This window comes from Pseudarthrobacter sp. SSS035 (assembly GCF_023273875.1).
Lineage (GTDB): Bacteria > Actinomycetota > Actinomycetes > Actinomycetales > Micrococcaceae > Arthrobacter.
Map to the genome: position 1 here is coordinate 2,818,807 of NZ_CP096882.1, position 25,448 is coordinate 2,844,254.

The window sequence follows — 25,448 nt, forward strand, 5'->3', positions numbered from 1 at the left end:
CCCGAAATCCCAAAGGAAAAAACATGAGCAGGATCTTTGTCACCGGCGGCTCCGGCCGGCTGGGGCGCAGCGTTGTGGCGGGGCTCGCCGAAGCGGGCCACGAGGTCATCTCGGTGGACCGCGACGCCATCCCGGCGGACCAGCTGCCGGCCGGCGTTGTGCAGGAAACCGGCGACCTGCTGGCCCCGGGCGAGGCGTTGCGCCTCCTCCGGGAGACCAGCCCCGACGCCGTCATCCACCTCGCCGCGATTGCCGTTCCGTTCAGCGCGCCGGAGGACGTCATCTTCGCCACCAACACCCGCATGGCCTTCGCCGTCATCAGCGCGGCCACGGAACTGGGGATCGGCAAGATCGTCACGGCCAGCAGCCCCACGGTGCTCGGCTACGGCTGCCCGGCGGGCTGGCTGCCGGACGGCTTCCCGCTGGATGAACGCAGCACGCCAAAGCCCTGGAACGCGTACGCGCTGTCCAAACTGATCGCCGAACAGACCGTGCAGATGTTCGCCGCGGCGCAGGGGGCGAAGATCCGCTACGCCGCCTTCCGGCCCTGCTACGTCATCTCACCGGAGGAATGGGACGGCGCGCCCACACAGCAGGGCCACACCCTGGCCGAACGCCTGGCCGATCCCGCACTGTCAGCGCCCGCGCTGTTCAACTATGTGGACGCCCGCGATGTGGCGGATTTCCTGGACGCGCTCCTGCAGAAGATGGACACCATCCCGAACGGGGAAACCTTCTTTGTGGGAGCCGCGGATGCCCTCGCCACGGCGCCCCTGGCCGAACTTATGCCCCGCTTCCTGCCGGGAAGCGAGGCCCTGGCCGCCGGACTGACCGGCACCAGCCCCGCCTTCTCCATCGCCAAGGCGGGTCAACTACTTGGCTGGGAACCCAAGCGCAGCTGGCGGACCGAGCTGAAGACCGATTCCACCCTCAACGACGAGACGTCCGCCCAGCTGGTCACAGCCGGAGCCGGATCCAAGGAGACATCATGAAATTCGACGGCATACTGTTCTTCCCTGTCACCCCGTTCACGCCGGAAGGCACCGTTGACGTGGAGCTCCTCAAGGAGCACATCGGGTCGCGGCTTCCGTTCGGACCCGGCGGCATGTTTCCTGCCTGCGGCACCGGCGAATTCCACGCCCTGAGCATCGACGAGGTGCGCACCGTGGTGACCGCCGCCGTCGAGGTTGTAGCAGGCAAGGTTCCCGTGGTGGCCGGGGCCGGCGGACCCCTGGGCCACGCCCTGGCTGCCGCCCGGGTTGCCGAGGAAGCCGGCGCCGACGCACTCCTGGTCCTGCCGCCGTACCTGGTCGCCGGACCCACCGACGGCCTGGTGGCGTACATCGAGGCCGTGGCGGACGCCAGCAGCCTGCCGGTGATCGTCTACCACCGCGGCAACGCCAAGTTCACCGCCGCCTCCATGGTGCGCCTCGCGGCGAACCCCAAGGTGATCGGCTTCAAGGACGGGCTGGGCGATGTGGGCCTGGCCCAGGAGATCGTGTCCGCGGTCCGGGCCACGGGACGTGAGGACTTCGCCTTCTTCAACGGACTGCTGACCGCCGAACTGACCCAGGGCGCCTACCGCGGACTCGGCATTCCGCTCTACTCCTCGGCGGCGTTCGCCATGGCACCGGAGATCGCCAAGGCCTATTACGACGCCTACATGTCCGGTGATGAGGACCGCCGCAACGCCCTGCTGGAGGGTTTCTACGCCCCGCTGGTGCGGCTGCGGGACCAGACCCCCGGCTTCGGTGTCTCGCTGGTCAAGGCCGGCCTGCGGCTGGGCGGACTTCCGGTCGGCCCGGTCCGGCCGCCGCTGGTGGACCCCACCGAGGACCAGCTGGTCCAGCTGAAGGCCATCCTGGCCAAGGGCTACGAGCTGGCCGGCCGCTGATGAGTGCGCCCGCGCTCGATTCCGTTAGGACCGCTCCGCTCATTACCGGTATTACCACCCGCCTCCTGACCGTCCCGCTGCGCCGCAGCTGGGGAGTGGAGGCACCGGAAAACCACGTGATCGTTACGGAGATCCAGACGGACGACGGCGGCGCGGGGCACGGTTTTTCGTGGACGCCCACCATCGGCCCGCAGGCCGTCAAAGCGCTCCTCGACTACGACATCGCGCCTTTCATTACGGGGCTGCCTGCCAATCCCGAGACGGTATGGGACTCGTTGTGGAAGCGGCTGCATGAGGCCGGCGGCGGGGGACTGACCACCATCGCGATGGCCGGCGTCGACCTTGCCCTCTGGGACCTCCAGGCACGGCGTGCCGGTACTTCAGTCACGGGCCTGCTGGGCCAGCGGCAGGAGTCCGCCGAAGTGTACGGCTCGGGGGTGAACCTGCACTACACGCTGGAGGAGCTGGTGGCCCAGACCGAACGCTGGATTGCCGCGGGCCACCGGGCGGTCAAGATCAAGGTGGGCAAGCCCGATATCCGCGAGGACGCCGAGCGCGTCGCCGCAGTCCGCTCCGTCCTCGGACCGGACCGGAAGCTTATGATCGATGCCAACCAGCGCTGGGACCTGCCCGCCACGTTCAAGGCCCTGGACGTGCTCGCGGAGTACGGGCTGGAATGGCTCGAGGAGCCCCTCCGCGCGGACGACCTCTGGGCCTACCGCAGGCTGCGCAAGCATTCACCCGTGCCCATCGCCCTGGGCGAAAACCTGCACACCATCTACCGGTTCCGCGATTTCATTGAGGCGGAGGCGGTGGACATCATCCAGCCGAACATCATCCGGGTCGGCGGCATCACGCCCTTCCGGCGGATTGTGGAACTGGCCCGGACCAACAGCATCCGCGTGATGCCGCACCTGCTGCCGGAGCTGTCCGGGCAGCTGGCCCTTACCCTCGCGGAACCCACGCTGGTGGAGGACGTGGAAGACGCGTCCTTCGAACAGCTGGGCATCCTGGCCGGGCCCGCACCGGTCCGCTTCAGCAACAGCCGCCTCACGCTCACGGACCAGCCGGGGCTGGGATTCCGGTTCACCGAGAACCCGCAGGGCTGACAGCTTGCAATCACGACTGACCGCAGACACGACACCTCCCGACGAAATACAGGTATCCCCAGTGACAACTGCAACCCTTTCCCTCTCCGAGCTCACGGCCGCCGCCACCCGGGCCGCCTCCGTCGCGGCCGCCGCGTCCGACGCCGAACGCGCAGGCTGGCTCAACGCCGTCGCCGACGCCCTGGACGCCAACGTGGCCGAACTGGTGGAGATCGCCGATTCGGAGACCAGCCTCGGCACCGTCCGGCTGACCGGCGAGGTGGCCCGCACCTCCGGCCAGCTGCGGCTGTTCGCACGCGTGATCACCGAAGGCTCCTACCTCGAAGCCGTGATTGACCACGCGGACCCTAACGCCACCCCGCCGAAGCCGGACCTGCGCCGCATCCTGCGTCCCATCGGCCCGGTGGCAGTCTTTTCGGCCTCCAACTTCCCGTTCGCGTTTTCGGTGGCCGGCGGCGACACCGCGTCAGCCCTCGCCGTGGGCTCATCCGTGATCGTCAAGGCCCACTCGGGCCACCTGAACCTGTCCGAGCGGACGGCCGAAGTGGTCACCGAAGCCCTGCGTACCGCCGGAGCCCCGGAAGGCCTGTTCGCCCTGGTGAGCGGCCGAGAGGTGGGAACTGGCCTCGTGCAGGATCCCGCCATCAAGGCCGTGGGCTTCACCGGGTCCAGCCCCGGCGGCCGGGCGCTGTTTGACCTCGCGGTCTCGCGGCCCGACCCCATCCCGTTCTACGGCGAACTGGGCAGCCTGAACCCGGTGGTCATCACCGCGGCCGCGCTGGCGGAGCGCTCCGGCCAGCTCGCGGCCGGACTTGCCGCATCCTTCACTATGGGCGCCGGCCAATTCTGCACCAAGCCCGGCCTGGTCTTCATTCCGGCGGGGACGAGCTTCGCCGCACAGCTGGCTGAAGCCAGCAAGGACAAGCCGACAGCGGCCATGCTCACCACCAGGATCTCCGACGCGTACCCGGAGGGCCTGCGCAACGTGGCTTCGCTGCCCGACGTGACCATCGTCAGCGGCACCGCGGACCAGGACGCCACCCTCAACGGTGCCGCGCCCGTGGTGTTCTCGACCTCCGCCGCCAACGTCCTGGAGCGCCCGGACGAGCTGCTGGAGGAGTGCTTCGGCCCCACCACGATGCTGATCGAATACGCTGACCAGGATGAGCTTTCCGCGGTCCTGGCCACGGTTCCCGGCAGCCTGACCGCCACCGTCCACGCCAACCCGGGCGAGGACATTGCGGACCTGGTGGAGCAGCTGTCCGGCCTGGCCGGCAGGGTCCTCTTCGACGGCTGGCCCACGGGCGTGGCAGTGAACTGGGCGCAGCAGCACGGCGGTCCGTACCCGGCCACCACGTCGCTGTTCACCTCGGTAGGCGCGACGGCGGTCCGCCGCTTCCAGCGCCCCGTCGCCTACCAGGATGCCCCCGAAACGGTCCTGCACCCGGCACTGCGCGAAAGCAACCCGCTGGGCATCCCGCGCCGCGTGGACGGCGAGCTGGTTCTGCCGTAACTGTTGCGCAGGAAGGTCGCTCGGCGAGAGTTTCTTCTTCGCCGCGGTTCTCGCACCGACGTAGTATTGCCTCAATGCTGGCTATTGGGGGCTTTATGAGTATCCGACGTCTGACCTTCTGCGCAGTGGCCGGCCTTGGTCTGGGCCTTTCCGCATGCGCAATGCAGTCCGTTCCAGAAAGTAGGACAAGCCTTTCCGAGGCTCCCGCTGCACGTGACACGGCTCCGGCGACAGCGCAACGAACTGCCCCGCCCGTTGCTTGTTCAATACCGAATGAATTCATGGTCGCCTGCGGTGCTTACAGAAGCGTCAGTGCATCCGGAACTATGGAGTGGGTCGCGGAGCGGCCAGTGACCCTGCACGTGGACCAGGTGCCGGGGTCGGTAGTCGTTTCTCTCACGACACCGTGCAACCCCATCTCGGCTCCGGCAGCAATAGGCTCCCAGACAATAACCATGGATTCCTCAAGCCTGGCGGTTGGAGCCAAGGGATGTGAAAGCCCCGAAAACGGCATGGAAACTTCGATTAGAGGCGGTAACAAATTGAACCCGTAGAGGGTTCGGCAAAGCGCCACCATTTGGCTGATGAATGGCAATGACGCGAACACGCCCATCATCAAAGCCTGACCTTTAGCCGCCTGGTTCCTACCCCTGATAGCCATGCACTGCGCCTAAAGGCGGCGTCAAGGACCACCCGGGAGCATCCACTCGGGAACGCATCGGTGCCCGTCCCCCCTCTCCTGGACGAGGTGCCGAAGCAAACGCTTAAAATACCCGGTTGGGGTTCCCCACCGGGACTCCGACGTGGGGAGCCAGCGATTGAATGGCTCGGTCCCATAACTGAGAGCAGCAGACAAATCAGCGTGAAAGACTCGCACAGTGAATGACGAGTCAGAAGGTGCCTTGCACCATATCGAACTGTGGGTGCCTGATCTCCAAAGAGCCACGTCTGAGTGGGGCTGGATCTTGTCCACCTTGGGGTACAAGACCTATCAGACTTGGCCGCATGGAATCAGTTGGATGAGAGGCTCAACCTACATAGTTCTGGAAGAGTCGCCGGACTTGAGTGGCAGGCATCATCATCGAACAGCGCCCGGTCTGAATCACCTTGCATTCAACGCTGGTAGCCGATTACGCGTGGATGCCTTGGCTGTTGACAGTGCTGAGTACGGCTGGGCGCCGCTCTTCCCGGAGAAGTATCCACACGCAGGCGGACCGGACCATTACGCCGCCTACCTCACGAACTCAGACGGCTTCGAAATTGAGCTTGTGGCCACTCATTAGGACCAATGGCTATCGATTTCTTTAGCCCTGTTCCGTAGTTGGTTCCCTAAGCGAGACGGCGGTTCTCAGATGAATCCGGCATCCGGCTGGCGCTGCATCGAGCTGCGTGCACTGTAGCGCCAATGCTGACAACCAAGCTAAAGAACAGTGCTAGGAACCCGGCAGCGACCGCGACAAAGTAGCTTCCTGGCTCAGGCACTCTATCGACGACGGGTTCCATGTAGGACCAAATGGTGGCACCAGCGGTAATACCAAGCAGTGCGATGAGGCCGGTCAGGACCCACGCGGCGATTGCAAGAATGACCATCTTCAAAACTCCCCCAATTGGAACGGGCCGTAACCTGTGGTGTCTTGAATCCTAGCGATTGGCATACTTTGAGGCGGACGTGTCCCGTTTAGGGTTCCTCTTGTCGTCAGTCAGGCCTGATGAATTGCAGCAAGGTGGGTCACTCGTCTTCTGGTCGAGCTCGATCGAGCCAGTCGCCGAACAACGCGGCGAGTAGTTCGGGCCGCTCGTGCATGAGCGCATGGCCGGCGTCCTCGATGACAGCCAGGGTGGCGTGCGGGTAGCACTCGAGCAATTCGGCCGCATCGGCATACCCGACGACCGAATCTCGCCGTCCCGCCACGACCAAGGTCGGCGCAGAGAACGCGGTCGACCCGACGTCGACCGTCCACCCGGCGAAGATGCGCCCCAGCGCAGCCTCGTCCACAAGCGCCGTACTCGGCGCAACGCGGTCGCCGTACCGGCGAGCCGTGGCCTGTGTGCGCAAGACAAAGTAGTCCTCGAACCCCGCCCGCTGGGCAGGTTCGAGTTCGTCGTACGCGTCGGCGTCCTGGCGAACCACGTCGTGGCCAGGCACGCTTCGCGACCGCTCGGCGACAGGGCACAACAACGCCAGACCGAGCACGGTGTCTGGTCGCCGTGCGGCCACTCCACGAGCCAGGTAGACGCCGTAAGAGTGCCCGAGCAGCATCACCGGTCCCGCGCCCAGGTTATCGATGAAATCGCCGAGCAGCGTCACCACATCGTCGTTGCAGGTCAGGCCGTCGGCCGTCGAGAGGCCCATCCCCGGCAGATCCGGATAGATCCGCCGGTATCGCGTGTCGGGAAGGATGGCCTCGATCGCCGCCTCGATCTCGCGATGATCAACACCGGCGCCGTGCAACGCAACGAGCGGCACGCCCACGCCATGCTCGACGTAATGGACCAGGGCTTCGTTAATCCGGCACTCCATACCGACACCCTAATCCATGCCGACGACGCGAACCGCGTAAGGGATAGCCCGTTGAGGATCCCTTTCGCACACTCGAGCTGCCGCGAGGATGGTCGCGAGCTCAGCGGGCGGTGTCCATCCGATCACGCGCGCAGCTCACAACGGCGGACAAATCGAGCCCGTAGGTCGGCCCGTCGCCTGAACCGTACTCCTCGAGTCGGGCCGCACCGCGCTCGAAGAGCCGGAGCGCGCCAACGCTGTTCCCCCGGGCGGCGTGGGTGAGCCCGACGCAGATCTGGGCGAGACCCTGCCAAAGGTTGCGTTCTTGGGCCGGCCCAGCTTTCCATCGGGCCTCAAGTACCTCATGCGCGGCGAAGGGCCGGCCCGCTTCCACCAAGCTCCGGGCCGAGACCAACGTCTCCGCCGGCGGCAGCGGCTCCTCGGAGACCGGCTCCACGCCAGCGCTTCCGTACGGCAGCGGCCGTCCAAGAGCGTCACGTGGCCGGGCCTGCCGCGGGCGGCTTGAAGCATCGCGATCCCTGTCGCCGGTCATTGCAGTTTCCGCTCTGAGCGTCCGTGGACCTTGCTAACCTTCATCTGCCCAATGCTACGGCTCGGCCCTTCGAACCGTTCCACAACGGATGCCGTGGGGACGCCGGCGCGAGAGAAGAATGATCACCGCTGGTCGCGTCGCAGGGGGTGATCCTGCGGAACCTCAACACAGGCTAATTGGGCCGATCGGCGGTGTCAGTCTTTCTTCAGTTTCTCCGCGAGCATTACGAGGATTCCGCTGGGACCGCGGAGGTAGGTGAGTTTGTAGACGTCGCCGTAGGTCGCCACGCCGCGTAGCGGTGTACATCCGTGCTTCGCAGCTATCTCAAGGGCTTTGTCGATGTCGTCGACCGAGAACGCCACGCGGTGCATGCCGATGTCGTTGGGACGAGTTGGGTTCGTCTCGATCGCTTTGGGGTGGATGTATTCGAAGAGTTCCAGTTGACCCTGACCATCCGGGGTTTGGAGCATCGCAATTTTTGCGTGGTTGCCATCAAGTCCGACGGCGGTGTCGGCCCACTCGCCGCTGACGGTGTCACGGCCGACGACCGTGAGCCCGAGGTCGGTGAAAAAAGCGATGGTAGCTTCGAGGTCGCGAACGGCGATACCGACGTTCTCAAGTTTGATGGCCATGCGTTGAAGCTACCAAGGCGGACCGATTAGCTCCAGTGGCGAGCCGGGACTCGACTGAACAAGTTCCGGGACGATTGCCCCAAGCCGATGGGCTTACGGAACGATGAAGACGCTCAGCCGCCGAAACATCAATGAGGCAGGCGGTCTTGCTTGCCCTGCATCCTGTCGCCACACTGAAACCATGCAATGGTCCCCGGATCCTGATGCCCTGCGAGGCCGAGTTGCAGTTGTTGCAGGAGCTACCCGAGGTGCTGGACGCGGCATAGCCGCTGCTCTGGGTGAGGCCGGGGCGACGGTAATCTGCACTGGACGCAGCAGCGCGGCCGGCAGAAGCAGGTCGGACTACGACCGGCCCGAGACCATTGAGGAGACAGCCGATCTGGTCACACGGCTCGGCGGCGCCGGGGTCGCCATCCAGGTCGATCATCTCGACTCCGAAGAGGTCCGAAGATTGGCCCAACGGATCCGAACTGAATATGGCGGTCTCGATGTGCTGGTCAACGACATCTGGGGTGCTGAGGTCCTGAAAGGTGGCCCAGCCGAGTGGAACACCCCTATCTGGGAGCACGACCTAGACAAAGGGCTGCGCATCCTGCGACTAGGCATTGACACTCATCTGATCACCTCGCACCATCTGCTTCCGCTGCTAATCACCAAGCGTGGGGGTCTTCTCATTGAAGTCACCGATGGGACTACCAAATTCAACGCCACTGAGTACCGGATCTCGGTGTTCTACGACCTGGCCAAGGTCGCGGTCAATCGGTTGGCCTTTTCTCAAGGCCACGAACTGGAACCGCACGGCGTCACAGCGATCGCCATCACGCCTGGATGGCTACGGTCGGAGATGATGCTCGATCGCTTCGGAGTCACCGAAACCAACTGGCGCGACGCTTTGGACCCCGGCCTGGCGGGCGGATACCCAGACGCCCCCGCAGGTTTCGCTTTCTCGGAGTCACCCCGCTATGTCGGTCGGGCCGTAGCTGCGGTGGCAGCGGACCCTGACCGCGCGAAATGGAATCAGCAGTCGGTCAGCTCGGCTCAACTTGCCAGAGAGTATGGATTCACCGACATAGATGGTTTGCAGCCCGATGGCTGGAGCGCGCACTAACCAGGTAGAGTCCTTGACGCTGCCCCGGGCCGGGCCGGGCTGTCGGAGTCGAGAGCGTTAAACTGCGCCGGCCAATCGACGGTCGCTGGTGGCGCGATGGATTTCCCGGGAACGTGCGTGAAGGTCAGCAGCCGGAATGCGCCGGACTTCACGAACCTGGACAGTGACGTCACGTGCCTCCGGCGGCGTGGCCCGCCTTTCCGTTGGGGAAACATCGGCAATCAGTCCCATGCCGGCGTACTCACGCACGGCGGCGATCCCGGCAACAGCTGCGGTCTTGTTGTCAAAGGCCTTGGACACTGCCATCACGGTGCCATCCGGCGCGGTCAGACGGAACCTGAAATACGACTCCGCGTCAATGAACAGTTCGAACATTCCGGCCATAGCAAATCCTCCCGGTCTGCGGAATCCGCCCCGCGGCGTCGTTGCCACGGAGCAGAAACGGACGCGCCGTTGCGTCCCCTTCCCGCTGGTTTTGTCCTGCAATCCAAATGATGAGTTCATCGCGTGCTCAATGAGTCTCGCTCAAGACAGCCTGTGCCACAAGACCCCCAGTTCGATCACCGACCCTGGAGAAGCCCCCGGACGACCGTCCCGGGGCTTCTTTATGCCATCTAACGGCAGGGCCTACAGCTGCAGCGTCACCGGCCGCTTAAGGCCGTTCACGGTAGCAGCGGGCCAGCGGTCATCCAGCGTCAGGACCTTCATGCCCGACTCCGTGAGCTGGACCGTGTCCTCGATCTTCACGCCGGGTCCCGATGGGTTCCAGGTGAACGGCTGGTTCAGGACCACGGTGTCGGTGGCTGCCGCGGTGACGCGCGGATCCCGCCCGGCATAGCCTGCCGGTCCGCCCTGGTGGTGCTGCTCCCACTGCTCGGCGCCGAAACCGTGGCGGACGTAGGCCGCCTTGATCTCGCCGAAGACGTGGTCCAGCAGTGCACCGGGAACCGTTGCGTCGAAGATGTCCGCTTCCACGGCGGCGATCCGGGACTCGGCGTCGCGCTCTTCGGGGGTCCCGGCGTCGAACCTTACCCAGCGGGTGATGTTCGCGACCAGGCCGTCCCGGCGAGCGCACACCACGGCCATGGCGCGGCGTCCGAGGGGCGCGTGTGTGGCCAACGGGTGCCGGTAGTCGCTCCGGGAGCTGCCGTTGCACAGGAGTACCAGCGGCTCCGCGCCCGCTCCAACCACGCGGGCGGCCAGGGCGGACACCAGTTCGAATTCGGTGGTGTCCGGCCGGGCGGTGGACAGCACATCGGTCATGATGCCGGCCAGTTCCGCGCAGAGGTGGGCGTACCGGGCGCTCTCGCCGGGCAGCAGTTGCTGCCGGGCAGCCCTCAGTTCTGTGGCCACCGAAGCCTCGGCCAGCGGGGTGCCGGAGCCCACTCCGGACGAACGTCCGACGGCGGCTGCAACCTCATGCAGGTTCCCGTACCAGGGCACGGCGTGGAGGGCAACCCCGGCGGGGAGCTCCTCGGCCGCAACCCGCCCCGCCTCGTTGTTGAAAGTCACCAGGTGGTCGCCGTCCCGGTCCACCAGCAGCGCGGCGATGGGGTCGCCGGCCAGGCTGATGTGGACACGGCTGCCGTCCAGGTACCAGGCCAGCGACGTGTGCGTGGTCAGCAGCAACGAGTCCTGCCCCTTGGCATCGAGAATGTCCAGGACGCGTCGCCGCTTGATGGCACGGTCCGCCGTAGAGGCGGGCGGCGTGCGGCGGCCCTGGCCCGCAAAGGTTGCGGCTTCAGTCAGCTGCGACGGCAGTGTTGCAGCGGTGGTTGTCTGGCTCATGAGTTGTCCCCCTGTGTGTTGATCAATGTCTCGATGTCTTCCGAACCTAAAATCCCGTCGGCAACGAACACGGTCACACTGCGGCGAACCGGGGTGCCGGGTTCGGCGATGACGGGCGCGTCCCAGGCCAGCGACTGGCCAACTCCCGGATATCCGTCCACCCGGACGAACCACGGGTCCGTTGAATCCGCGGCGGCGACGAATACGAGTGTGGCCGCGCCGCCGTCGCGAACGGCGCCAACGTCAGTGCCGCCGTCGAACGTTCCCCCCGTGAAGCCGCCCGACCAGGCGAGCCACGGCGTAACACTGCCGTGCACGGCGGACTCACCCGCCTCCGAAGGCGTCCAGACGCGCGCCCCGGAACATTCGGGAAGGCGCCAGAAGAACCCGCCGTAACCGCCTCCAACCCGGCCGTTGGAACCCGGGCTGCCCAGGCTCACCGGCTGGTTGCCGGCGGGGGAGAGCGCAAAGTCCAGGGTGAGGCGCCAGACGGAAGGCCCGACGGCGGCCCACGTCCAGGTGCGCTGTTCGGTCAGAATGGGAGCGCCGTCGGGCCCGTTCCAGGAGAGGTTCTCGGTCAGCTCGCCATCCTGTTCGGTTGGTTCGCCGGCCCGGTCGATGCTGCCGTGGTCCGGGCGCCAGACGTATTCGCCGGCCGCCCGGGTGTAGGTGCGCCCGCCCCAGAAGTTGACGCCGTCCACGTCCTGGAGGGCCACCCCCACGCCCAGGTGCCACACGTGGTCCAGCGGCTGGTGGTCCGTCACAACGGTCCCGGCCAGCGTGCGGACGGGGTGCAGGTACGGGCGGGGAGAGGACACGGCGCGGATGCGGCTGCCGCCCTGATAGTCCGCCACGGGATGCCCGGCAAGGTCGAAGGTCCGGACCGGCGGCAGGCTGCGCGCCCAGGGGACGCCTAGCTCGGCAAAGGTGGCCTGCGCCTTGGTGGCGCGCTCGATCAGCGCGGCAATGCCGTGGACCACCGGGTGGGCATCATCGCCGTCGCCCTCCCAGCTGACATGGCCGGCGTCGATTTCCCGCGGCGCGGGGGCGGTGCGGATGGCTTCCAGCACACACATGAATGCGCCGGCATCCGGCAGTGCACTGAGCAGGGGAGTGCCGGGCAGGGGAGTGCCGGCCGCCCGGGCAGCGAGCAGGTTCTCCAGCAGGTCGGTCCGGCCGAAGGTCTCCCGGCGCTCGCCGTCCGCCGTCGTGGTGACCAGTTCGTCTTCGGTGTAGAAGAACGTCATCTCGCCCCGCGTCCCATGGACCGTGACGGAAGGCCGCTGCTGTTCGGGGGCGCACAGCGTGAGCGCGCACAACAGGGTCTGTCCGGCCACCGTGCGGACGCGGATCACCGAGGTGTCATCGCTCTGGGTGTCGTTGGCGCGGTAGAGGTCCGTTTCCACGGAGGCGACGTCGGCCACCGTGTGGGCGCCGGCCATGTTCAGGGCGGTGGCCACGGCGTGTGCCAAGGCATTGGTGGCCACGCCGTCCACCACATCGATGCCGTCCAGGCTACGTTTGCCGGCCCACCGGGAGCGCTTGAAGTAGCCCCTGGTCCGCAGCCACATGCCGGTGGCGCTGAGTCCCAGCACGTCTCCGATATCACCGGATTCGATGGTGTTCCGGATTTCCGGCAGGGCCAGCGAGCCCAGGCTCTGGAACCCCACCTGGACGAGCCGGCCGGCGGATTCGGCGGCGGCCAGCACTTCCTGGAACTGGGCCATGGATGCCACGGGCGGCTTCTCCACGTACACGTCGGCACCGGCGGCCAACGCCGCCACGGCCAGGGGAGCGTGCGTCTGGATGGGGGTGGCCAGGATGACCACGTCCGGGACCGGCCCGGCTTCCAGCAACTGGTCCAGGGTGTTGAATACGGCCACGGACCCGGCCAGCGTGCCCGTTTCCGGTGGGTTGGGGTCCGCCACTGCCACCAGGTGCAGGGCCCCGGCTTGCTCGAGCCTGGCGAGGTTGGCCAGGTGCGATTCGCCAAAACCGTGCACACCCACGAGGGCAATGCGCGGGAGGGCTGCCGGAACCTCACCTGCCGTTGCAGAGCTAGCGGGTGCCGCGGGGGCGGATTGCTGAGTCATCTGGGGTCCTCGGTGGCTAAGGGGTTGCTAGGGGCGAAAGGCTGGGGGCGGGCGGGTCCCGCTGCGCCCAGGGTCCTGGACAGGTAGCTGATGGCTTCATTCTGCATCTCGACCGTGAAGACGTGCCCGCCTGGCCAGAAACGCCCGGTGTAGGAGCCGGCCGGGTGCAGGGACTCCAGGATCCGGTGGGCGTCCCGCATCCCCTCTTCCGGGAACAGCTCATCGGCCAGCGCGTACTGCACCAGTAGTCCGTCGGCGCCGGACCGTCCGGTCAGTTCCGGCCAGTCGCCCAGCTTCCAGAGGCCCGGGGTCTGGAGCAGCCAGGAATGGGCATCCAGGTAGGCGGGCAGCAGCGACTGGAACGTGGCCATCATGCACGTGACCACATAGCTCCGGATCCGCGGGCTGAGAACTGCCAAAGCCAGTGCCCGGCCGCCGCCACCGGAGAACCCGATGCAGCCCAGCCGCTCCGCGTCCACCCCGGGCAGGCCGGCAAGGATCTCCAGGGCGGCCAGGTCATCGTGGGCCACCGTCCCCGCCAGGCTGGTGCCCAGCAGGCCCGCCGCCTTGGCCACGGTGTCCTCGTGGATTCCCGCGGCGGCGTTGTACAGTTCGGCATCGGAAGGTACGACGCCGGCCTCCCGCCACTGCGACTTCCTCGCCACCAGCGCGGATTCCGTCCGCCACGGCGGGGTGGACAGATCGAAGCGCCGGCTGCCCCAGGTAAAGGTGTCGTGGGCCAGGACGGCGAAGCCCTCGCGGGCGACCTCCGTGGCCAGTGCGCGCCCTCCGTAGTGCCCGGTGGGGGCTTCCGCGGCGGAGGGGTGGGGCTCGGGAAGCGTGACCAGCCGGTCCGCTCCGCCGAACTTGTTTCCGCCGTGGCAGTGCAGGGCCAACACGCCGGGCAGCGGCCCGGAACTCCCGGCCGGCCGCATCAGCCAGCCCGTGGTGCGGGGGCCGAAGCCCAACTGCCAGCTGAGCTGGGAGGTGGTGACGCCGTCGTACGTTTCCTCCCAGTGGACGGTGATGTCCGCCGGGGGAACGACTGCCGGAACGCCCAAGGCGTCCGAAAGCTCCTGCGCCGCCGGGGTGGCTGCCTGGTGGCGCGGCCGGTCACGGACGTAGCCAGGCCAGTTCTCATAGCCTGCAATTGCGCTGGGCCGGACCGGCCGGGAATCCTTGCTCACTGACCTGCCTGTTCTTCGGGTGGACGGGGAGGGTTGAAGGCGCGGCGGATCGGGACGGATGTTGAACTGTGGGTAAAGTGATCCGGTTGCAGAAAACGCTTTCTCAAAAACTAACAAAGGGCTATACAGGAGTCAAGAAACCGTTTACTTTGGTACGGAGCCGCTTTCAACGTCCCGCGTGACGGAGGCCGGATCCGGACAGCTGCACATGAAGTGAGTCCGCCGCCGGAGACGGTGCAAACATGGATCGCCCAGTGCGATCAACCCAGACGTGGAGGGCCACGATGACCAAAGGAGGCCACATGGCCGCTAGACACATACCCAGGACGCCGTGCCCGGCAAGAATGCCGGCTGCAGCGGGTCTGCTGCGTGAAACGGAGTTGCCGCAATGAGTGCCATCAGTGAACTGAGCACCCTCAAGCGCCGCAAAGGCCCCATGACGGCAGCGGAGAAAAAAGCGAACGGCCGGGACAATAAGGCCGCGTACATCTTCTTGCTGCCGTGGCTGGTGGGCCTTGTTGCCATCACCGTCGGTCCGATGCTGATGTCCCTGTACCTGTCCTTCACGGATTACAACCTGCTCCAGCCGCCGGAATGGGTGGGGCTGGACAACTTCATCCGCATGTTCGCCGACGCACGGCTGCACAACTCGCTGGGTGTGACGTTCACCTACGTCTTTGTAGGCGTCCCGCTGCAGCTCGGTGTCGCGCTGCTGATCGCGCTCGTGCTGGACAAGGGCCTGCGCGGGCTGCCGTTCTACCGCTCGGTCTTCTACCTGCCGTCCCTGCTGGGCGGTTCCGTGGCAGTTGCCATCCTGTGGAAGCAGATCTTCGGCACCACCGGCCTGGTCAATCAGGCCCTGGCCATGTTTGGCATTCAGGGTCCCGGCTGGATTTCCGATCCGAGCACCGCGCTGGGCTCCATCGTCCTGCTGCACGTGTGGACCTTCGGCGCCCCCATGATCATTTTCCTGGCCGGACTCCGCCAGATTCCGGTGATGTATTACGAAGCCGCAAAGGTGGACGGCGCCAGCACACTCCAGCAGTTCTGGCGCATCACGCTTCCCATGCTCAGCCCCATCATTTTCTTCAACCTGGTGCTCCAGATCATTGGATCCTTCCAGTCCTTCACGCAGGCGTTCATCGTTTCCGGCGGCAATGGCGGCCCTTCGGATTCGACGATGTTCTTCACGCTGTACCTGTACCAGAAGGGCTTTGGCCAGTTCGACATGGGCTATGCCTCCGCAATGGCGTGGTTCCTGCTGGTCATCATCGGTGTGTTCACCGCCATCAACTTCATCGCTGCAAAGTATTGGGTTTTCTATGACGACTAAGCTTGAGACGCTGCCCGCCCCGGACAAAAAGACCGCCGGCCCCGGTAAGCCAACGAATCACCGCAAGCCCACCAAACGCCGCGAATCCCGTGGCACGCTCGCCTTCAGCAGGGCTGCCCGCACGAAGGCCTTGATCAAACATGGCATCCTGATCCTCGCCGGCGGACTGATGATCTACCCGCTGCTGTGGATGGTTGTCTCATCGCTCCGGGCCAATGAACTGATCTTCCGCGAGCCTGGCCTGTGGCTCAACAGCCTGGAGATGAGCAACTACACGGACGGCTGGTCCGCGCTGACGCACCCGTTCGGGCACTACATGCTCAACTCGGCCATCGTGGTGATCGGCTCCATCCTGGGAAACCTGATCTCCTGCTCCATGGCCGCCTACGCCTTCGCGCGGCTCCAGTTCACGGGCAAGAAGCTGTTCTTCGGGATCATGCTGCTGACCATCATGCTCCCATTCCACGTGGTGATCGTGCCGCAGTACATCCTGTTCTCGCAGATCGGTTGGGTGAACACTTTCTGGCCGCTCATTGTGCCAAAACTGCTGGCCACCGATGCATTCTTCGTGTTCCTGATGGTCCAGTTCATCCGCGGCATCCCCAAGGACCTGGATGAAGCGGCACGGATCGACGGCGCCGGCCACCCGCGCATCTTCCTGCGGGTCATCCTGCCCCTGATGGTTCCGGCCCTGGCCACCACCACCATCTTCACCTTCATCTGGACGTGGAACGACTTCTTCGGCGCCCTGATCTACCTGACGGATCCGGACATGTTCACCGTTCCGGTTGCGCTGCGCGCCTTCGTGGACTCGCAGTCCGCCACCAGCTGGGGATCGCTGTTCGCCATGTCCATCGTGTCCCTGCTCCCGGTGTTCCTGGTCTTCCTCTTCGGCCAGCGGTTCCTCATCAAGGGCATCGCCACCACCGGTATCAAGTAGATCCAGTCAAGTAGATCCAGCGAAGCACCTTGCTCCAGCCAGTGGTCCGTCCCCCGAGGACGGGCCATTTGGCGTATCCTGCCGTGCCGGGCCGCGTCGAAGATCCACCGAGGCCAAGGCAAAAAAACATCTTGTAATACAAGTCGTGTACTTGTAGTATGAGAGTTAAGAAAACGCTTTCTCGTTTACTTTCCCCCTAGCCAGATCAATGAAGATCGGAGTACCCAGTGGCGCTTTTTCACCGCACTGAGTCAGATGCCAAAAAACGTACGGCAGAGTTGCCATCCACCGGCGCACCCCGCCGTTTCCGCAAGACGGGTGTGGTTGCCGCCGCAGCCGCCGTCGTGCTTGCCCTGAGTGCCTGCGGCGGAGGAGCGGCCCCGCAGAGCGACGGCGGACCCGTTGAGCTGCGCTTCTCCTGGTGGGGCAGCGACAAGCGCGCCCAGCTGACGCAGGCGGCCATCGCGGCGTTCGAGGCCGAGAACCCCAACATCAAGATCAAGCCGGAGTACGGCGACTGGAGCGGATACTGGGACAAGCTGGCCACCCAGGTCGCCGCCAACGACGCCCCGGACATCATCCAGATGGACGAAAAATACATCACGGAGTATTCAACCCGCGGCGCGCTGCTTGACCTCTCCAAGTACCAGATCGACACGTCAAAGCTGGACGAAGCAGCCCTCAATGCCGGCAAGAGCGAAGACGGCCTGACCGGCATCCCCGCCGGCATCAACGCGGCCACCATCCTGGCCAATCCGGCTGTCTTCAAGGCTGCAGGCGTTGACCTTCCCGACGACAAGACCTGGACCTGGGAAGACTTCGGCCGCATCTCCGCCGAACTCACCGAGAAGTCCCCGAAGGGTACGTACGGCTCTGCCGCCTACGGAACGGACGAGGCCTCGCTGGGAGTCTGGCTCCGGCAGAACGGCAAGTCCCTGTACACGTCCGACGGCAAGCTGGGATTCGAGCCCTCGGACATCGCCGACTGGTGGGCTTTCCTGAAGGAGCTCAGCGAGAAGAAGGCTGTGCCGTCTGCATCGGAAGTTGTGGAAGCTGAGGCCGCAGCGCTGGACCAGAGTGGCCTGGCCACGGGCAAGAACGGGCTCGCCTTCTGGTGGTCCAACCAGCTGCCGGCGCTGGAGAAGGCCGCCGGAAGCGAGCTGCAGATCCTGCGCTTCCCGTCCACCACAGGCAAGGCTGCCGACGCCAAGCTCTGGTACAAGGCATCCCAGTTCTGGTCGGCTTCATCGCGCACCAAGCACCCCGTGGAAACGGCCAAGTTCATCAACTTCCTGGCCAACAACACCAAGGCAGGCGAGGCCCTGCTTGCCGACCGCGGCGTCTACCCGAACTCCGACGTCCGCGCCGCCATCGAGCCAAAGCTGACGCCCGCCGATATCAAGGTGGTCAAGTTCATCGACCAGATCAAGGGCGAACTCGGCGAGGCTCCGGCCCCGCCGCCGAAGGGCGCCGGCGCCATCCAGGAAATCGTCAAGCGCTACACCTCCGAGATCCTCTTCAACCGCCTGTCCACAGACGAGGCCGGCAAGAAGGCCGTGGACGAGATGAAGTCCGCTATCAGCTAAGTCCAGCGCCGCCGTCGGGCTCTTCCGAGTGCAGCTTCTGAAGGAAGCTTCAGCGGGAAGCGTACGACGGCGAGTGGTCACCACAGTCCCGACTGGAACCTTTGTTTCCGGCCGGGACTGTGGCGTTTAAGGTCCGTGTACTGGGTCCTGCTTTTCCCGGCAGCCATGAGTGCTAGACGGGTGCCAGTCCGCGTGGTCCACTGGGATCAATTCAATTCATGGGGGAGAACATGAAGGCATCTGCTTGGACCGCCGCTGCGGCGGCACTGCTGATATTGACCGGTTGCGCAGATGGTGTGCCCAGCGGGCATCCGACCCCGAACACACTGGAAGTTAGTCCGCCCAGTGCCGTCCCCACTGTCGGTCCGACTTCATCCGCTCGGGCCTCAGGGGCGCCGGTTCAAGCGATCACCATCCCGCTGGGTAAGCGGAAGCAGACTGGTGTCGAGGCATGGCTGTCCATCAGCGGCTTTTCCGGGCCTCCCGGTTCGCAAGTTACTTACGATGCCTCAGAGTCCGCAGGCGTCGTGGTCAAGTATGACTGGGATTTGGACGGCGACGGAAGCTACGACCGGACCACCACTGACCCTGTCCTCAAACACACTTACGAGGCAGAGTTTGAAGGAGTCATGATCCTGCGGGTGACAGGGATTGCCGGCGGCACCGACGTTTTGGAGACCCCCGTTCGCATCAGCACTACACCCCGGTATCTGGCAGCGGCCTCAAACGTTCGTATCGAGGTCCTCTCTACGGTGGGGACGATCAGTGAGATCAGAGTCATTTGGGAATCCAGTGACCCCGCGGTTTACAGATGGGGAGTGGCTGTTGACGGTATCCCGGCAGGCATGCGTGAGGGATCGGCCCGCTCCGTGAACGTCACAGATGTGCACCGCGAAGAAGAAGTCCTGATAGAGGTCATGGGCTTCACGGCCGGCGGCGCTATGGGTGAACGGGCGGGCGCAGTCCTGGCCGCGGCCGAGTAGCTGTCCGGAACCGGACCCACTCGGGCGGCGCGCTCAATTTTCCGGTCACAGCACCAATTCCGGGCTCCTGGACGGCTGGCCGGCGTCGAAGTAGTCCATGAGCTCTGCGGAAAGGGCAGGAACTTCCCGGGCCGAGCCGTTGCCGCGCAGCGATTCGGCGGCAAGGACACCCGCGGCCACCGCCTGCCGGGCCGCGATGGGACTGGTCTGGGTCCGGCCGCCGTCGGCTGCGAAGCGCAGGAATTCGGCGATCAGGTTTGGATCGGCGCCGCCGTGGCCGCCTTCGCCGTCCAGGATGTCGATGACATCATCGGGCTCCGCGAAACCGGACGTGCGAGTGGTCCAGACCTTGATCTTGTCGCCGGGTCCGTCACCGAAGTTCTCGATCCTGCCCTTGGTTCCGATGATGGTGTAGTTCCGCCAGTAGTCGGGCGTGAAGTGGCACTGCTGGTAGGAAGCAAGCACGCCGTTGTCCAGCACCATGTTCATCATGGAGATGTCCTCGACGTCGATTGTCGCGGCCAGGTCCTGCTGCTCGCTCGGCGGCCAGTTCCCCAGCGAATACCAGTCACCCATCCGCTTACCGCTGTTGTCGCTGCGCGTGGTCACCGAGCCATAGACTGCCAGGTCGCCGACAGCGGACACACGCTGCGTGTAACCCTTGGCGAGCCAGTGGATGACGTCGATGTCATGCGCGCCCTTTTGCAGCAGCAGGGACGTGACGTTTTTGCGCTCGGAGTGCCAGTCCTTGAAGTAAAAGTCTCCGCCGTGGCCAACGAAGTGCCGGCACCAAATGGCCTTGACCTCGCCGATCCGGCCTTCCTCGATGAGCTCGCGCATCTGGACCACCACCGGCATGTGCCGCATGTTGTGGCCGACGTAGAGCCGCGTGCCGGTCTTATAGGCGGTCTGCAGGATGAGGTCCGCAGCCTCGATGGTGACATCCAGGGGCTTCTCGCAGAACGTGGTAATTCCGGCCCTTAGCGTGCGGACCGCGACGACGGCGTGCTGGTTGTCCGGTGTGAGCACCAGGACGGCGTCAATGCCGCTGCTCAGCAACTCCTCAAGGTCCGCCGTTATCCGTGTGGTGGGAATGCGTTCCGCCGCATCTGCGCGGCCACGCTCGCTCGCGTCACACACGATGGTGACTTCCGAGCCTTGGCCCGGTTTATGCGCGTGGCGCCACAGCCCGGCACGCAGCCCGAATCCTACGATGCCGACCTTCAAATCCTTCTCCATGGTGTGCATACCTTCTGTCGATTCTCAGTAAAGTCTTGTTGCGGCGCCGCGGTGCGGTGCCGATTCCCGGACGAATAGCTGCCAGGGGAAGTCCAGGACCCCGGGTTCGGTGTCCGGACCAGTACCGGTGGCCCGGTGAAGCAGCAGCCGCGCGAGCCGGTCAAACAGGTCCACGGGACCTACGGTGCTCAGCGACGGGGACATCCGTTCGCCTTCGACCGTGTTGCCGACACCGATGATGTCCACGTCCTGACCCACGGTCAGGCCCAGCCGCTGGGCGGCGTTTATGGCACTGATGGCCGCGTAGTCCGTCGTGACGTAGAGCGCTGTGGGCCGGTCCCGCTGGCCGAGCAAGCGCGTGGCTGTCGCATACGCTCCGGCCATGGTGCCGTCGAAGACACCCACGTACTCGTCCTGCACCGGAAGCCCGGCAGCCTGGAGGGCATCGACGTAGGCCAGGTAACGCGGGGCACCCCGCGAGCCGGACGCCGTCGAGGTGGTCAGGCAGCCGATCTTGCGGTGTCCCTCAAGCAGATGCGTCATCACCAGGGCGCAGCCGGGTCCGGCGATCGAACGGATCACGTCGAAGCCGTCCGGTTCCAGCAGCTCGTCGAAGACCACCAGGGTGGTTCCGTGGGCGGCAAGCCGGCGCGGTTCATCCCGGTCCCGCTCGCCCACGGCGTCCACGAAGACGGCGTCCGCGTTGTGTGTGGCCAGGACCTTGACCCACTCGGCGTCGCCGAGGATCATCGGCGTGATTCCCAACGGTGCGGCGGCCCGCTGCACGGCCTCGATGACCGAGAGCGACCACGGGTCGGAGAGCATGGTCAAGGACAGGATCACGGTGTTGGTGCGTCCGGTCCGGATGGCGCGTGCTGCCTGGTTCGGCCGGTAGCCCAGCCTCTCGGCCGCGGACCTGACCTTGTCCGCCGTCGGGTCCGAAACCCGGGGCCCGCCTTCTCCGCTGCGCCCGGACAGGACATAGGAGACCGTGGCCGTCGACACCCCCGCGAGGTCCGCCACCATGCGGATGGTGGGCCGCTGGCCCGTGCCTGTTGTCTTTGCCATGGTTTCCCCTTGATCGTTCCTTGGCTTGCCGGTCATTGCTGGTCCTGGTGCCCGCTGCCGCGGGGACCGGACTAGGTGCGGAAGACGGGTGCGTCGGAGGCCAGGGCTGCCTGGTATTCGTCGCGGATCTTGTCCCCGCCTTCACTCTTCCAGCGCTTGACGGCGTTCTGGAGTTCATTGATCTTGGCGCGGCCGGTGACAACGTCGGTGATCTTGTCGCGCAGCTGCTTTCCGATCTTGGCGCCAACCTTGGCGTTGGTGTCCGAGTAGGACCCGTTGGTGGGGTTGCGCCAGGCGATCTCGAGCAGCTTTTGCTGCTGCTGGTTCACGTAGCGGGTGTCATCGTCAAAACCGGGGTTGAAGTTGACGTTCTCCGGGCTGGACATGATGGTCAGCGCCGAGACCAGGCCCGGGGCGTTGGTGGTGCCCGTTTCGGTCCGGATCGGGTTGCCGTTTCCGTCCAGGGTGTAGTCCTGGCCCAGCTCGCCGTAGTTCTTCTGCAGGTATTCGACCGTGCCGAAGGGGGCGGAGAGGTAGTCCATCAGCGCGAGGAGCTCACGGATCTTGGCCTCGTCGGCCTTCTTGAACGGGGTGAAGCCCACTGTTCCGTAGCCCATGTCGTAGGTCGGCGTGACTTTGCCGTCGGCGCTGAAGGGAACCAGGATCTCGAACCCGGCGGATTCGTTGAGGGCGCGGTAGTCGTTGAGGTCGTGTGGTCCGCTGACCACCTGGGCGCCGACGCTGCCGTTGGCAACGCGGGCCCGGATGTCCGTGGCCTGGGCATCAGGGTAGAACACACCGGCCGCGAACATTTTGGCCACGAATTCCACGCTGGCCGCGTACTCGTCCGTCTCGTAGAGGTTGGTCAGGGTGCGGTCCTTGTTCACGGCCCAGCCGTTGGGGGCGCCGAACCATTCACCCACCATGTGCAGGGCGTTGATATAGGACGGCTCCAGCGCATACTTCTGCTCGCCGGGACGGGTGATTTCCTTGGCCTTCGCCAGGAATTCCTCCGCATTGCTGGCCCCGAAGCCGCCCACCTCGGCCCAGGTCTCGCGGTTGCCGATGTAGACCTGTCCGAACGGGGTGCTGGGGATCGGTGCGCCCCAGATCTTGCCGTTGACGACGGCGGTCTTCCAGGAGTCCGGTTTCAGGGCCGCCAGGTTGGGGTACTCAAGCACTGCGTCCCCGGAGAGATACGGGGTCAGATCCTGGAACTTGGCTTCCAGCATGGGGCCGATGTTGGGAATGCCCTGGTTCGGCGGCACCCACATCATGTCAGGAAGGTCGTTGCTGGCAAGGACGGTGGCGAACTTGGCAGGGTAGCCGTCGCCGATGTCCTCGGCGATCTGCAGTTCCAGGTCGCCGCCGAGCTTGGCGTTCAGCCGCTGCCAGAAGGGGTTGTCCTTCATGGCCGGGCTCATGGTGTCAAAGGTTTCGGTCAGCCCCGTCACCTTGCCCTTGAGCGGTGCGTTCTTGACGGACTGCACAGGCTTGGGCAGCTTGAAGTAGGCAGCCTGCAGGCCCTTGGCGTTGCCCGCCAGGTCCGGGGTCAGGCCGGTAAATTCCTTGTACGTGGGCAACTTGACCGAGGATGAGGCAGAGGCGCCTCCGCTGGTGGAGCCCCCGCCTCCGCCGCATGCGGCGAGTCCTGCGGTGGTAATGGCAAGGCCTGCGAGGCCAAGGAATCCGCGGCGGCTGACGCCGGCCGCGGCTGAGATGGTGCTGGTCATGGAAGGAACCTTTCTAAAGGGGTGCTTCTTGCGTGGAGGGCATAGCTCGAGGTGGGCGCAGCCAGGGTCAGCCCTTGACGGCCCCGGTGATGACGCCCTTGGCGAAGTGCTTCTGCAGGAATGGATAAACCATGAGGATTGGAACCAGGGCCACCACCACCACAGCCATCTGGACGGATTGTGGCGGCGGCGTTGTGCTGATGCCGAGCTGTTCCGCAGCGCCACTGCCCTGGACAACGAAGTTGCGCAGGAGCAGTTGGATGGGCCACTTGCTGTGGTCGTTGATGTAGAGGAGCGCGTTGAAGAAGGAGTTCCAGAAGCCAACCGCATAGAACAGCCCGACGACGGCGATCACGGCTTTCGAGAGCGGCATAACGATGCGCCAGAGGATCTGCCAGTCGCTGGCGCCGTCGATCCTTGCACTTTCGATCAGCTCACCGGGAATGTTCATAAAGAAGGACCTCATGACCACGAAGTTGAAGGCCCCGAAGATGCCGGGCAGGATCAGCGACCAGAGCGAGTCCAGCAAGTCCAGTTGGCGGATCATCAGGAACGACGGAATGAGGCCCGGGGCGAACAGCAGCGTGAAGAGGATCGCCAGGATCACCGGCCGGCCGAACAGCACGGACCGGCTGGTGGCGTACGCCATGGTGATGGTGAGGAAGAGGGCCAGCAGGGTGCCCACCACGGTGATGAACAGGCTGACGCCGAGGGACTGGATGACCATGGGGGCCCCTGAAGATGATGGTGTAGGCCTCCAGGGTGGGCCGTTCGGGCCAGAGGACGAAGCCGCCGGCCCGCGTCAGCTGTTCGTTGTCCGCCAGGGAGGTGGATACAACCAGCAGGATCGGGGTCAGGATGGAAATGCTGAAGACGATCAGCACCAGGGCCTTGACGGATTGGTAGAGGGGCGAGGGCCGCTCTTTCCAGACAGGGCGCTTGGGGTTGTAGCTCAGTGCCTTGACCTTGCGCATGGCCTGGGGTTTCTTGGTGGATAGTGTGGTTGCCATCGTGTGCTCTCCTTGTCCGGCAGCCGGGCTGGCTAGCCGACCTTCTTCGCAAAAATTCCGTCTTCGCCGAAGCGGTGGGCAAGTTTGTTGGCGGCGTAGATCAGCAGGGCACTGACCACTCCCTTGGCCAGGCCTGCCGCGGCGCCGGAACTCCAGCCTCCGCCCACCACGCCGGTGTAGTAGGTGAAGGTGTCCAGGACCTCGGCGGCTCCGGCCCCAACAGCGTCGCGCTGCAGGATGAACTGTTCGAAGCCCACCGAGAGTATGTCGCCGATCCGCAGGATCAGGAGCAGGACGATGACCGGGCGGAGCCCCGGCAGCGTGATGTGCCACAAGCGGCGCCAGCGCCCGGCGCCGTCGGCTGCTGCCGCCTCGTAAAGGGAGTTGTCGATGCTGGCCATGGCGGCCAGGAAGATGATCATGGCCCAGCCGGCGTCCTTCCAGATCATTTGGACCACTACCAGGAGGGGAAATGTTTCCGGGTTGGTCATAAACGGCACGGCTTCCATGCCCAGTTGCCGCAGGGTGTTGTTAACAAAGCCCGCTCCGCCGAGCATCTGCTGGAAAAAGGCGATCACCAGGACCCAGGACAGGAAGTGCGGCAGGTAGGCGATGCTCTGGAAGACCCGGCGGACCCGGGTACTCACCAGCGAATCGACCACCAGCGCCAGCACCAGGGGTACAGGAAACAGGAAGACGAGCTGCCAGGCCGCCAGGTACAGCGTGTTCCAGAACGCATGGACAAAATCGGGGTTGCCGAAGAGGTCCACGAAGTTCTGCCACCCCACCCAGAGGCTGTCGCCAATGCCGAGGTAGGGCTGGTAGTCCTGGAACGCGATCACGTTGCCCAGGATGGGGATGTAAAAGAACAGCAGCAGGAACGCCACCCCCGGCACCATCATGAGCACCATCTGCCTGTCACGGCGCAGTCGGGACCGGAAACTCTGCGCGGGCACTTTGCCGGGCTTGACTTTGCGTATGCCGGCTTCCGGCGCCTGTCCTCCCGGCCGACGCACTACCGGCGGTGCCGGACGTTCTTCCGTCGTCGATTTCATACGTCTCCTCGGGTACTGGATTGCTGTGTAGCCGTGCGTTGTTGTGCACGGCTGGTCTTTAATCGTTTAACCAACATAAGTGATCCATGTCTCATGTGCAAGATCATGATCGTATTTACTTAAA

The 25,448-nt window shown here is 65.0% G+C and carries 21 protein-coding genes and 1 pseudogene; 10 read left to right on the forward strand and 12 right to left on the reverse strand.

Annotated elements, in window-relative coordinates; translation table 11 throughout:
- Nucleotides 1-23: 23 nt before the first annotated feature.
- The 5 genes from MUN23_RS13010 to MUN23_RS13030 all read left to right on the forward strand — a co-directional run bounded on the left by MUN23_RS13010 (nt 24) and on the right by MUN23_RS13030 (nt 5,799).
- The gene (locus tag MUN23_RS13010) at nt 24-992 is read left to right on the forward strand and encodes an NAD(P)-dependent oxidoreductase (RefSeq protein WP_248758771.1); all 969 of its coding nucleotides are present in this window, start codon (nt 24-26) and stop codon (nt 990-992) included.
- On the forward strand, nt 989-1,894 hold the full coding sequence (locus MUN23_RS13015) for a 5-dehydro-4-deoxyglucarate dehydratase (RefSeq protein ID WP_248758777.1): 906 nt from the start codon (nt 989-991) through the stop codon (nt 1,892-1,894). The genes MUN23_RS13010 and MUN23_RS13015 overlap by 4 nt, the downstream gene beginning before the upstream one ends.
- The gene (locus MUN23_RS13020; RefSeq protein WP_248758778.1) at nt 1,894-3,003 is read left to right on the forward strand and encodes a mandelate racemase/muconate lactonizing enzyme family protein; all 1,110 of its coding nucleotides are present in this window, start codon (nt 1,894-1,896) and stop codon (nt 3,001-3,003) included. The genes MUN23_RS13015 and MUN23_RS13020 overlap by 1 nt, the downstream gene beginning before the upstream one ends.
- A 61-nt stretch (nt 3,004-3,064) precedes the next feature.
- Entirely contained in the window at nt 3,065-4,516 is a 1,452-nt protein-coding gene (locus MUN23_RS13025; RefSeq protein ID WP_248758779.1) for an aldehyde dehydrogenase (NADP(+)), read from the forward strand.
- Nucleotides 4,517-5,394: 878 nt separating this feature from the next.
- A complete protein-coding gene (locus tag MUN23_RS13030) occupies nt 5,395-5,799 on the forward strand; it encodes a VOC family protein (protein WP_256468618.1) in 405 nt (134 codons plus the stop codon).
- Between the two features lie 446 nt (nt 5,800-6,245).
- Here the strand turns inward: MUN23_RS13030 and MUN23_RS13035 are convergent, their stop codons facing one another.
- The 3 genes from MUN23_RS13035 to MUN23_RS13045 all read right to left on the reverse strand — a co-directional run bounded on the left by MUN23_RS13035 (nt 6,246) and on the right by MUN23_RS13045 (nt 8,201).
- Nucleotides 6,246-7,037 carry an alpha/beta fold hydrolase gene (locus MUN23_RS13035; RefSeq protein WP_248758781.1) on the reverse strand — a complete coding sequence of 264 codons (792 nt, stop codon included), beginning with the start codon at nt 7,035-7,037 and terminating at the stop codon, nt 6,246-6,248.
- Nucleotides 7,038-7,137: 100 nt separating this feature from the next.
- Nucleotides 7,138-7,569, reverse strand: coding sequence for a DUF309 domain-containing protein (locus tag MUN23_RS13040; RefSeq protein WP_248758782.1), 432 nt, complete (start codon nt 7,567-7,569; stop codon nt 7,138-7,140).
- 194 nt (nt 7,570-7,763) lie between these two features.
- The gene (locus MUN23_RS13045) at nt 7,764-8,201 is read right to left on the reverse strand and encodes a VOC family protein (RefSeq protein WP_248758784.1); all 438 of its coding nucleotides are present in this window, start codon (nt 8,199-8,201) and stop codon (nt 7,764-7,766) included.
- Nucleotides 8,202-8,382: 181 nt separating this feature from the next.
- On the opposite strand from MUN23_RS13045, the gene MUN23_RS13050 reads away from it, so the two are divergent.
- Nucleotides 8,383-9,309 carry an SDR family oxidoreductase gene (locus MUN23_RS13050; protein ID WP_248758785.1) on the forward strand — a complete coding sequence of 309 codons (927 nt, stop codon included), beginning with the start codon at nt 8,383-8,385 and terminating at the stop codon, nt 9,307-9,309.
- A gap of 57 nt (nt 9,310-9,366) precedes the next feature.
- Here MUN23_RS13050 and MUN23_RS13055 read toward each other — a convergent pair whose 3' ends face one another.
- The 4 genes from MUN23_RS13055 to MUN23_RS13070 all read right to left on the reverse strand — a co-directional run bounded on the left by MUN23_RS13055 (nt 9,367) and on the right by MUN23_RS13070 (nt 14,377).
- Nucleotides 9,367-9,693 (reverse strand): DUF1508 domain-containing protein, encoded by a 327-nt coding sequence (locus tag MUN23_RS13055; protein ID WP_248758788.1) that lies wholly within the window; start codon nt 9,691-9,693, stop codon nt 9,367-9,369.
- A gap of 243 nt (nt 9,694-9,936) precedes the next feature.
- Nucleotides 9,937-11,097 (reverse strand): Xaa-Pro peptidase family protein, encoded by a 1,161-nt coding sequence (locus MUN23_RS13060; protein WP_248758791.1) that lies wholly within the window; start codon nt 11,095-11,097, stop codon nt 9,937-9,939.
- A complete protein-coding gene (locus tag MUN23_RS13065; protein ID WP_248758793.1) occupies nt 11,094-13,190 on the reverse strand; it encodes a DUF6807 family protein in 2,097 nt (698 codons plus the stop codon). Before MUN23_RS13065 ends, MUN23_RS13060 begins: the two co-directional genes overlap by 4 nt.
- Nucleotides 13,187-14,377 carry an acetylxylan esterase gene (locus MUN23_RS13070; RefSeq protein WP_248758796.1) on the reverse strand — a complete coding sequence of 397 codons (1,191 nt, stop codon included), beginning with the start codon at nt 14,375-14,377 and terminating at the stop codon, nt 13,187-13,189. The genes MUN23_RS13065 and MUN23_RS13070 overlap by 4 nt, the downstream gene beginning before the upstream one ends.
- Nucleotides 14,378-14,765: 388 nt before the next feature.
- On the opposite strand from MUN23_RS13070, the gene MUN23_RS13075 reads away from it, so the two are divergent.
- The 4 genes from MUN23_RS13075 (at nt 14,766) to MUN23_RS13090 (ending at nt 19,219) form a co-directional block, all read left to right on the forward strand.
- Complete coding sequence (locus tag MUN23_RS13075) at nt 14,766-15,710, forward strand: carbohydrate ABC transporter permease (protein ID WP_056346294.1); 945 nt, start codon at nt 14,766-14,768, stop codon at nt 15,708-15,710.
- On the forward strand, nt 15,700-16,650 hold the full coding sequence (locus MUN23_RS13080) for a carbohydrate ABC transporter permease (protein WP_248758798.1): 951 nt from the start codon (nt 15,700-15,702) through the stop codon (nt 16,648-16,650). Before MUN23_RS13075 ends, MUN23_RS13080 begins: the two co-directional genes overlap by 11 nt.
- Nucleotides 16,651-16,928: 278 nt before the next feature.
- Entirely contained in the window at nt 16,929-18,236 is a 1,308-nt protein-coding gene (locus MUN23_RS13085) for an ABC transporter substrate-binding protein (RefSeq protein WP_248764080.1), read from the forward strand.
- 527 nt (nt 18,237-18,763) lie between these two features.
- Nucleotides 18,764-19,219 carry a hypothetical protein gene (locus tag MUN23_RS13090; protein WP_248758804.1) on the forward strand — a complete coding sequence of 152 codons (456 nt, stop codon included), beginning with the start codon at nt 18,764-18,766 and terminating at the stop codon, nt 19,217-19,219.
- A gap of 45 nt (nt 19,220-19,264) precedes the next feature.
- Here the strand turns inward: MUN23_RS13090 and MUN23_RS13095 are convergent, their stop codons facing one another.
- The 5 genes and pseudogenes from MUN23_RS13095 to MUN23_RS13115 all read right to left on the reverse strand — a co-directional run bounded on the left by MUN23_RS13095 (nt 19,265) and on the right by MUN23_RS13115 (nt 25,324).
- Nucleotides 19,265-20,467, reverse strand: a complete 1,203-nt coding sequence (locus tag MUN23_RS13095; protein WP_248758806.1) for a Gfo/Idh/MocA family protein — start codon at nt 20,465-20,467, stop codon at nt 19,265-19,267.
- A gap of 15 nt (nt 20,468-20,482) precedes the next feature.
- Nucleotides 20,483-21,526: a LacI family DNA-binding transcriptional regulator gene (locus tag MUN23_RS13100; protein ID WP_248758808.1), complete on the reverse strand. Its 1,044-nt coding sequence runs from the start codon at nt 21,524-21,526 to the stop codon at nt 20,483-20,485.
- Nucleotides 21,527-21,597: 71 nt separating this feature from the next.
- Nucleotides 21,598-23,259: a sugar ABC transporter substrate-binding protein gene (locus MUN23_RS13105; RefSeq protein ID WP_248758809.1), complete on the reverse strand. Its 1,662-nt coding sequence runs from the start codon at nt 23,257-23,259 to the stop codon at nt 21,598-21,600.
- Between the two features lie 67 nt (nt 23,260-23,326).
- Nucleotides 23,327-24,269 (reverse strand): annotated as a pseudogene (locus tag MUN23_RS13110) (carbohydrate ABC transporter permease).
- Between the two features lie 32 nt (nt 24,270-24,301).
- On the reverse strand, nt 24,302-25,324 hold the full coding sequence (locus MUN23_RS13115) for a sugar ABC transporter permease (protein ID WP_248758811.1): 1,023 nt from the start codon (nt 25,322-25,324) through the stop codon (nt 24,302-24,304).
- Nucleotides 25,325-25,448: the final 124 nt, after the last annotated feature.

What these genes read in the sequence shown, in the direction of transcription:
- MUN23_RS13010 (WP_248758771.1), top strand. Translation starts at nt 24, where the DNA reads ATGAGCAGGATCTTTGTCACCGGCGGCTCCGGCCGGCTGGGGCGCAGC.
- MUN23_RS13015 (WP_248758777.1), top strand. Translation starts at nt 989, where the DNA reads ATGAAATTCGACGGCATACTGTTCTTCCCTGTCACCCCGTTCACGCCG.
- MUN23_RS13020 (WP_248758778.1), top strand. Translation starts at nt 1,894, where the DNA reads ATGAGTGCGCCCGCGCTCGATTCCGTTAGGACCGCTCCGCTCATTACC.
- MUN23_RS13035 (WP_248758781.1), bottom strand. Translation starts at nt 7,037, where the DNA reads ATGGAGTGCCGGATTAACGAAGCCCTGGTCCATTACGTCGAGCATGGC.
- MUN23_RS13040 (WP_248758782.1), bottom strand. Translation starts at nt 7,569, where the DNA reads ATGACCGGCGACAGGGATCGCGATGCTTCAAGCCGCCCGCGGCAGGCC.
- MUN23_RS13045 (WP_248758784.1), bottom strand. Translation starts at nt 8,201, where the DNA reads ATGGCCATCAAACTTGAGAACGTCGGTATCGCCGTTCGCGACCTCGAA.
- MUN23_RS13050 (WP_248758785.1), top strand. Translation starts at nt 8,383, where the DNA reads ATGCAATGGTCCCCGGATCCTGATGCCCTGCGAGGCCGAGTTGCAGTT.
- MUN23_RS13055 (WP_248758788.1), bottom strand. Translation starts at nt 9,693, where the DNA reads ATGGCCGGAATGTTCGAACTGTTCATTGACGCGGAGTCGTATTTCAGG.
- MUN23_RS13060 (WP_248758791.1), bottom strand. Translation starts at nt 11,097, where the DNA reads ATGAGCCAGACAACCACCGCTGCAACACTGCCGTCGCAGCTGACTGAA.
- MUN23_RS13065 (WP_248758793.1), bottom strand. Translation starts at nt 13,190, where the DNA reads ATGACTCAGCAATCCGCCCCCGCGGCACCCGCTAGCTCTGCAACGGCA.
- MUN23_RS13075 (WP_056346294.1), top strand. Translation starts at nt 14,766, where the DNA reads ATGAGTGCCATCAGTGAACTGAGCACCCTCAAGCGCCGCAAAGGCCCC.
- MUN23_RS13080 (WP_248758798.1), top strand. Translation starts at nt 15,700, where the DNA reads ATGACGACTAAGCTTGAGACGCTGCCCGCCCCGGACAAAAAGACCGCC.
- MUN23_RS13095 (WP_248758806.1), bottom strand. Translation starts at nt 20,467, where the DNA reads ATGCACACCATGGAGAAGGATTTGAAGGTCGGCATCGTAGGATTCGGG.
- MUN23_RS13100 (WP_248758808.1), bottom strand. Translation starts at nt 21,526, where the DNA reads ATGGCAAAGACAACAGGCACGGGCCAGCGGCCCACCATCCGCATGGTG.
- MUN23_RS13105 (WP_248758809.1), bottom strand. Translation starts at nt 23,259, where the DNA reads ATGACCAGCACCATCTCAGCCGCGGCCGGCGTCAGCCGCCGCGGATTC.
- MUN23_RS13115 (WP_248758811.1), bottom strand. Translation starts at nt 25,324, where the DNA reads ATGAAATCGACGACGGAAGAACGTCCGGCACCGCCGGTAGTGCGTCGG.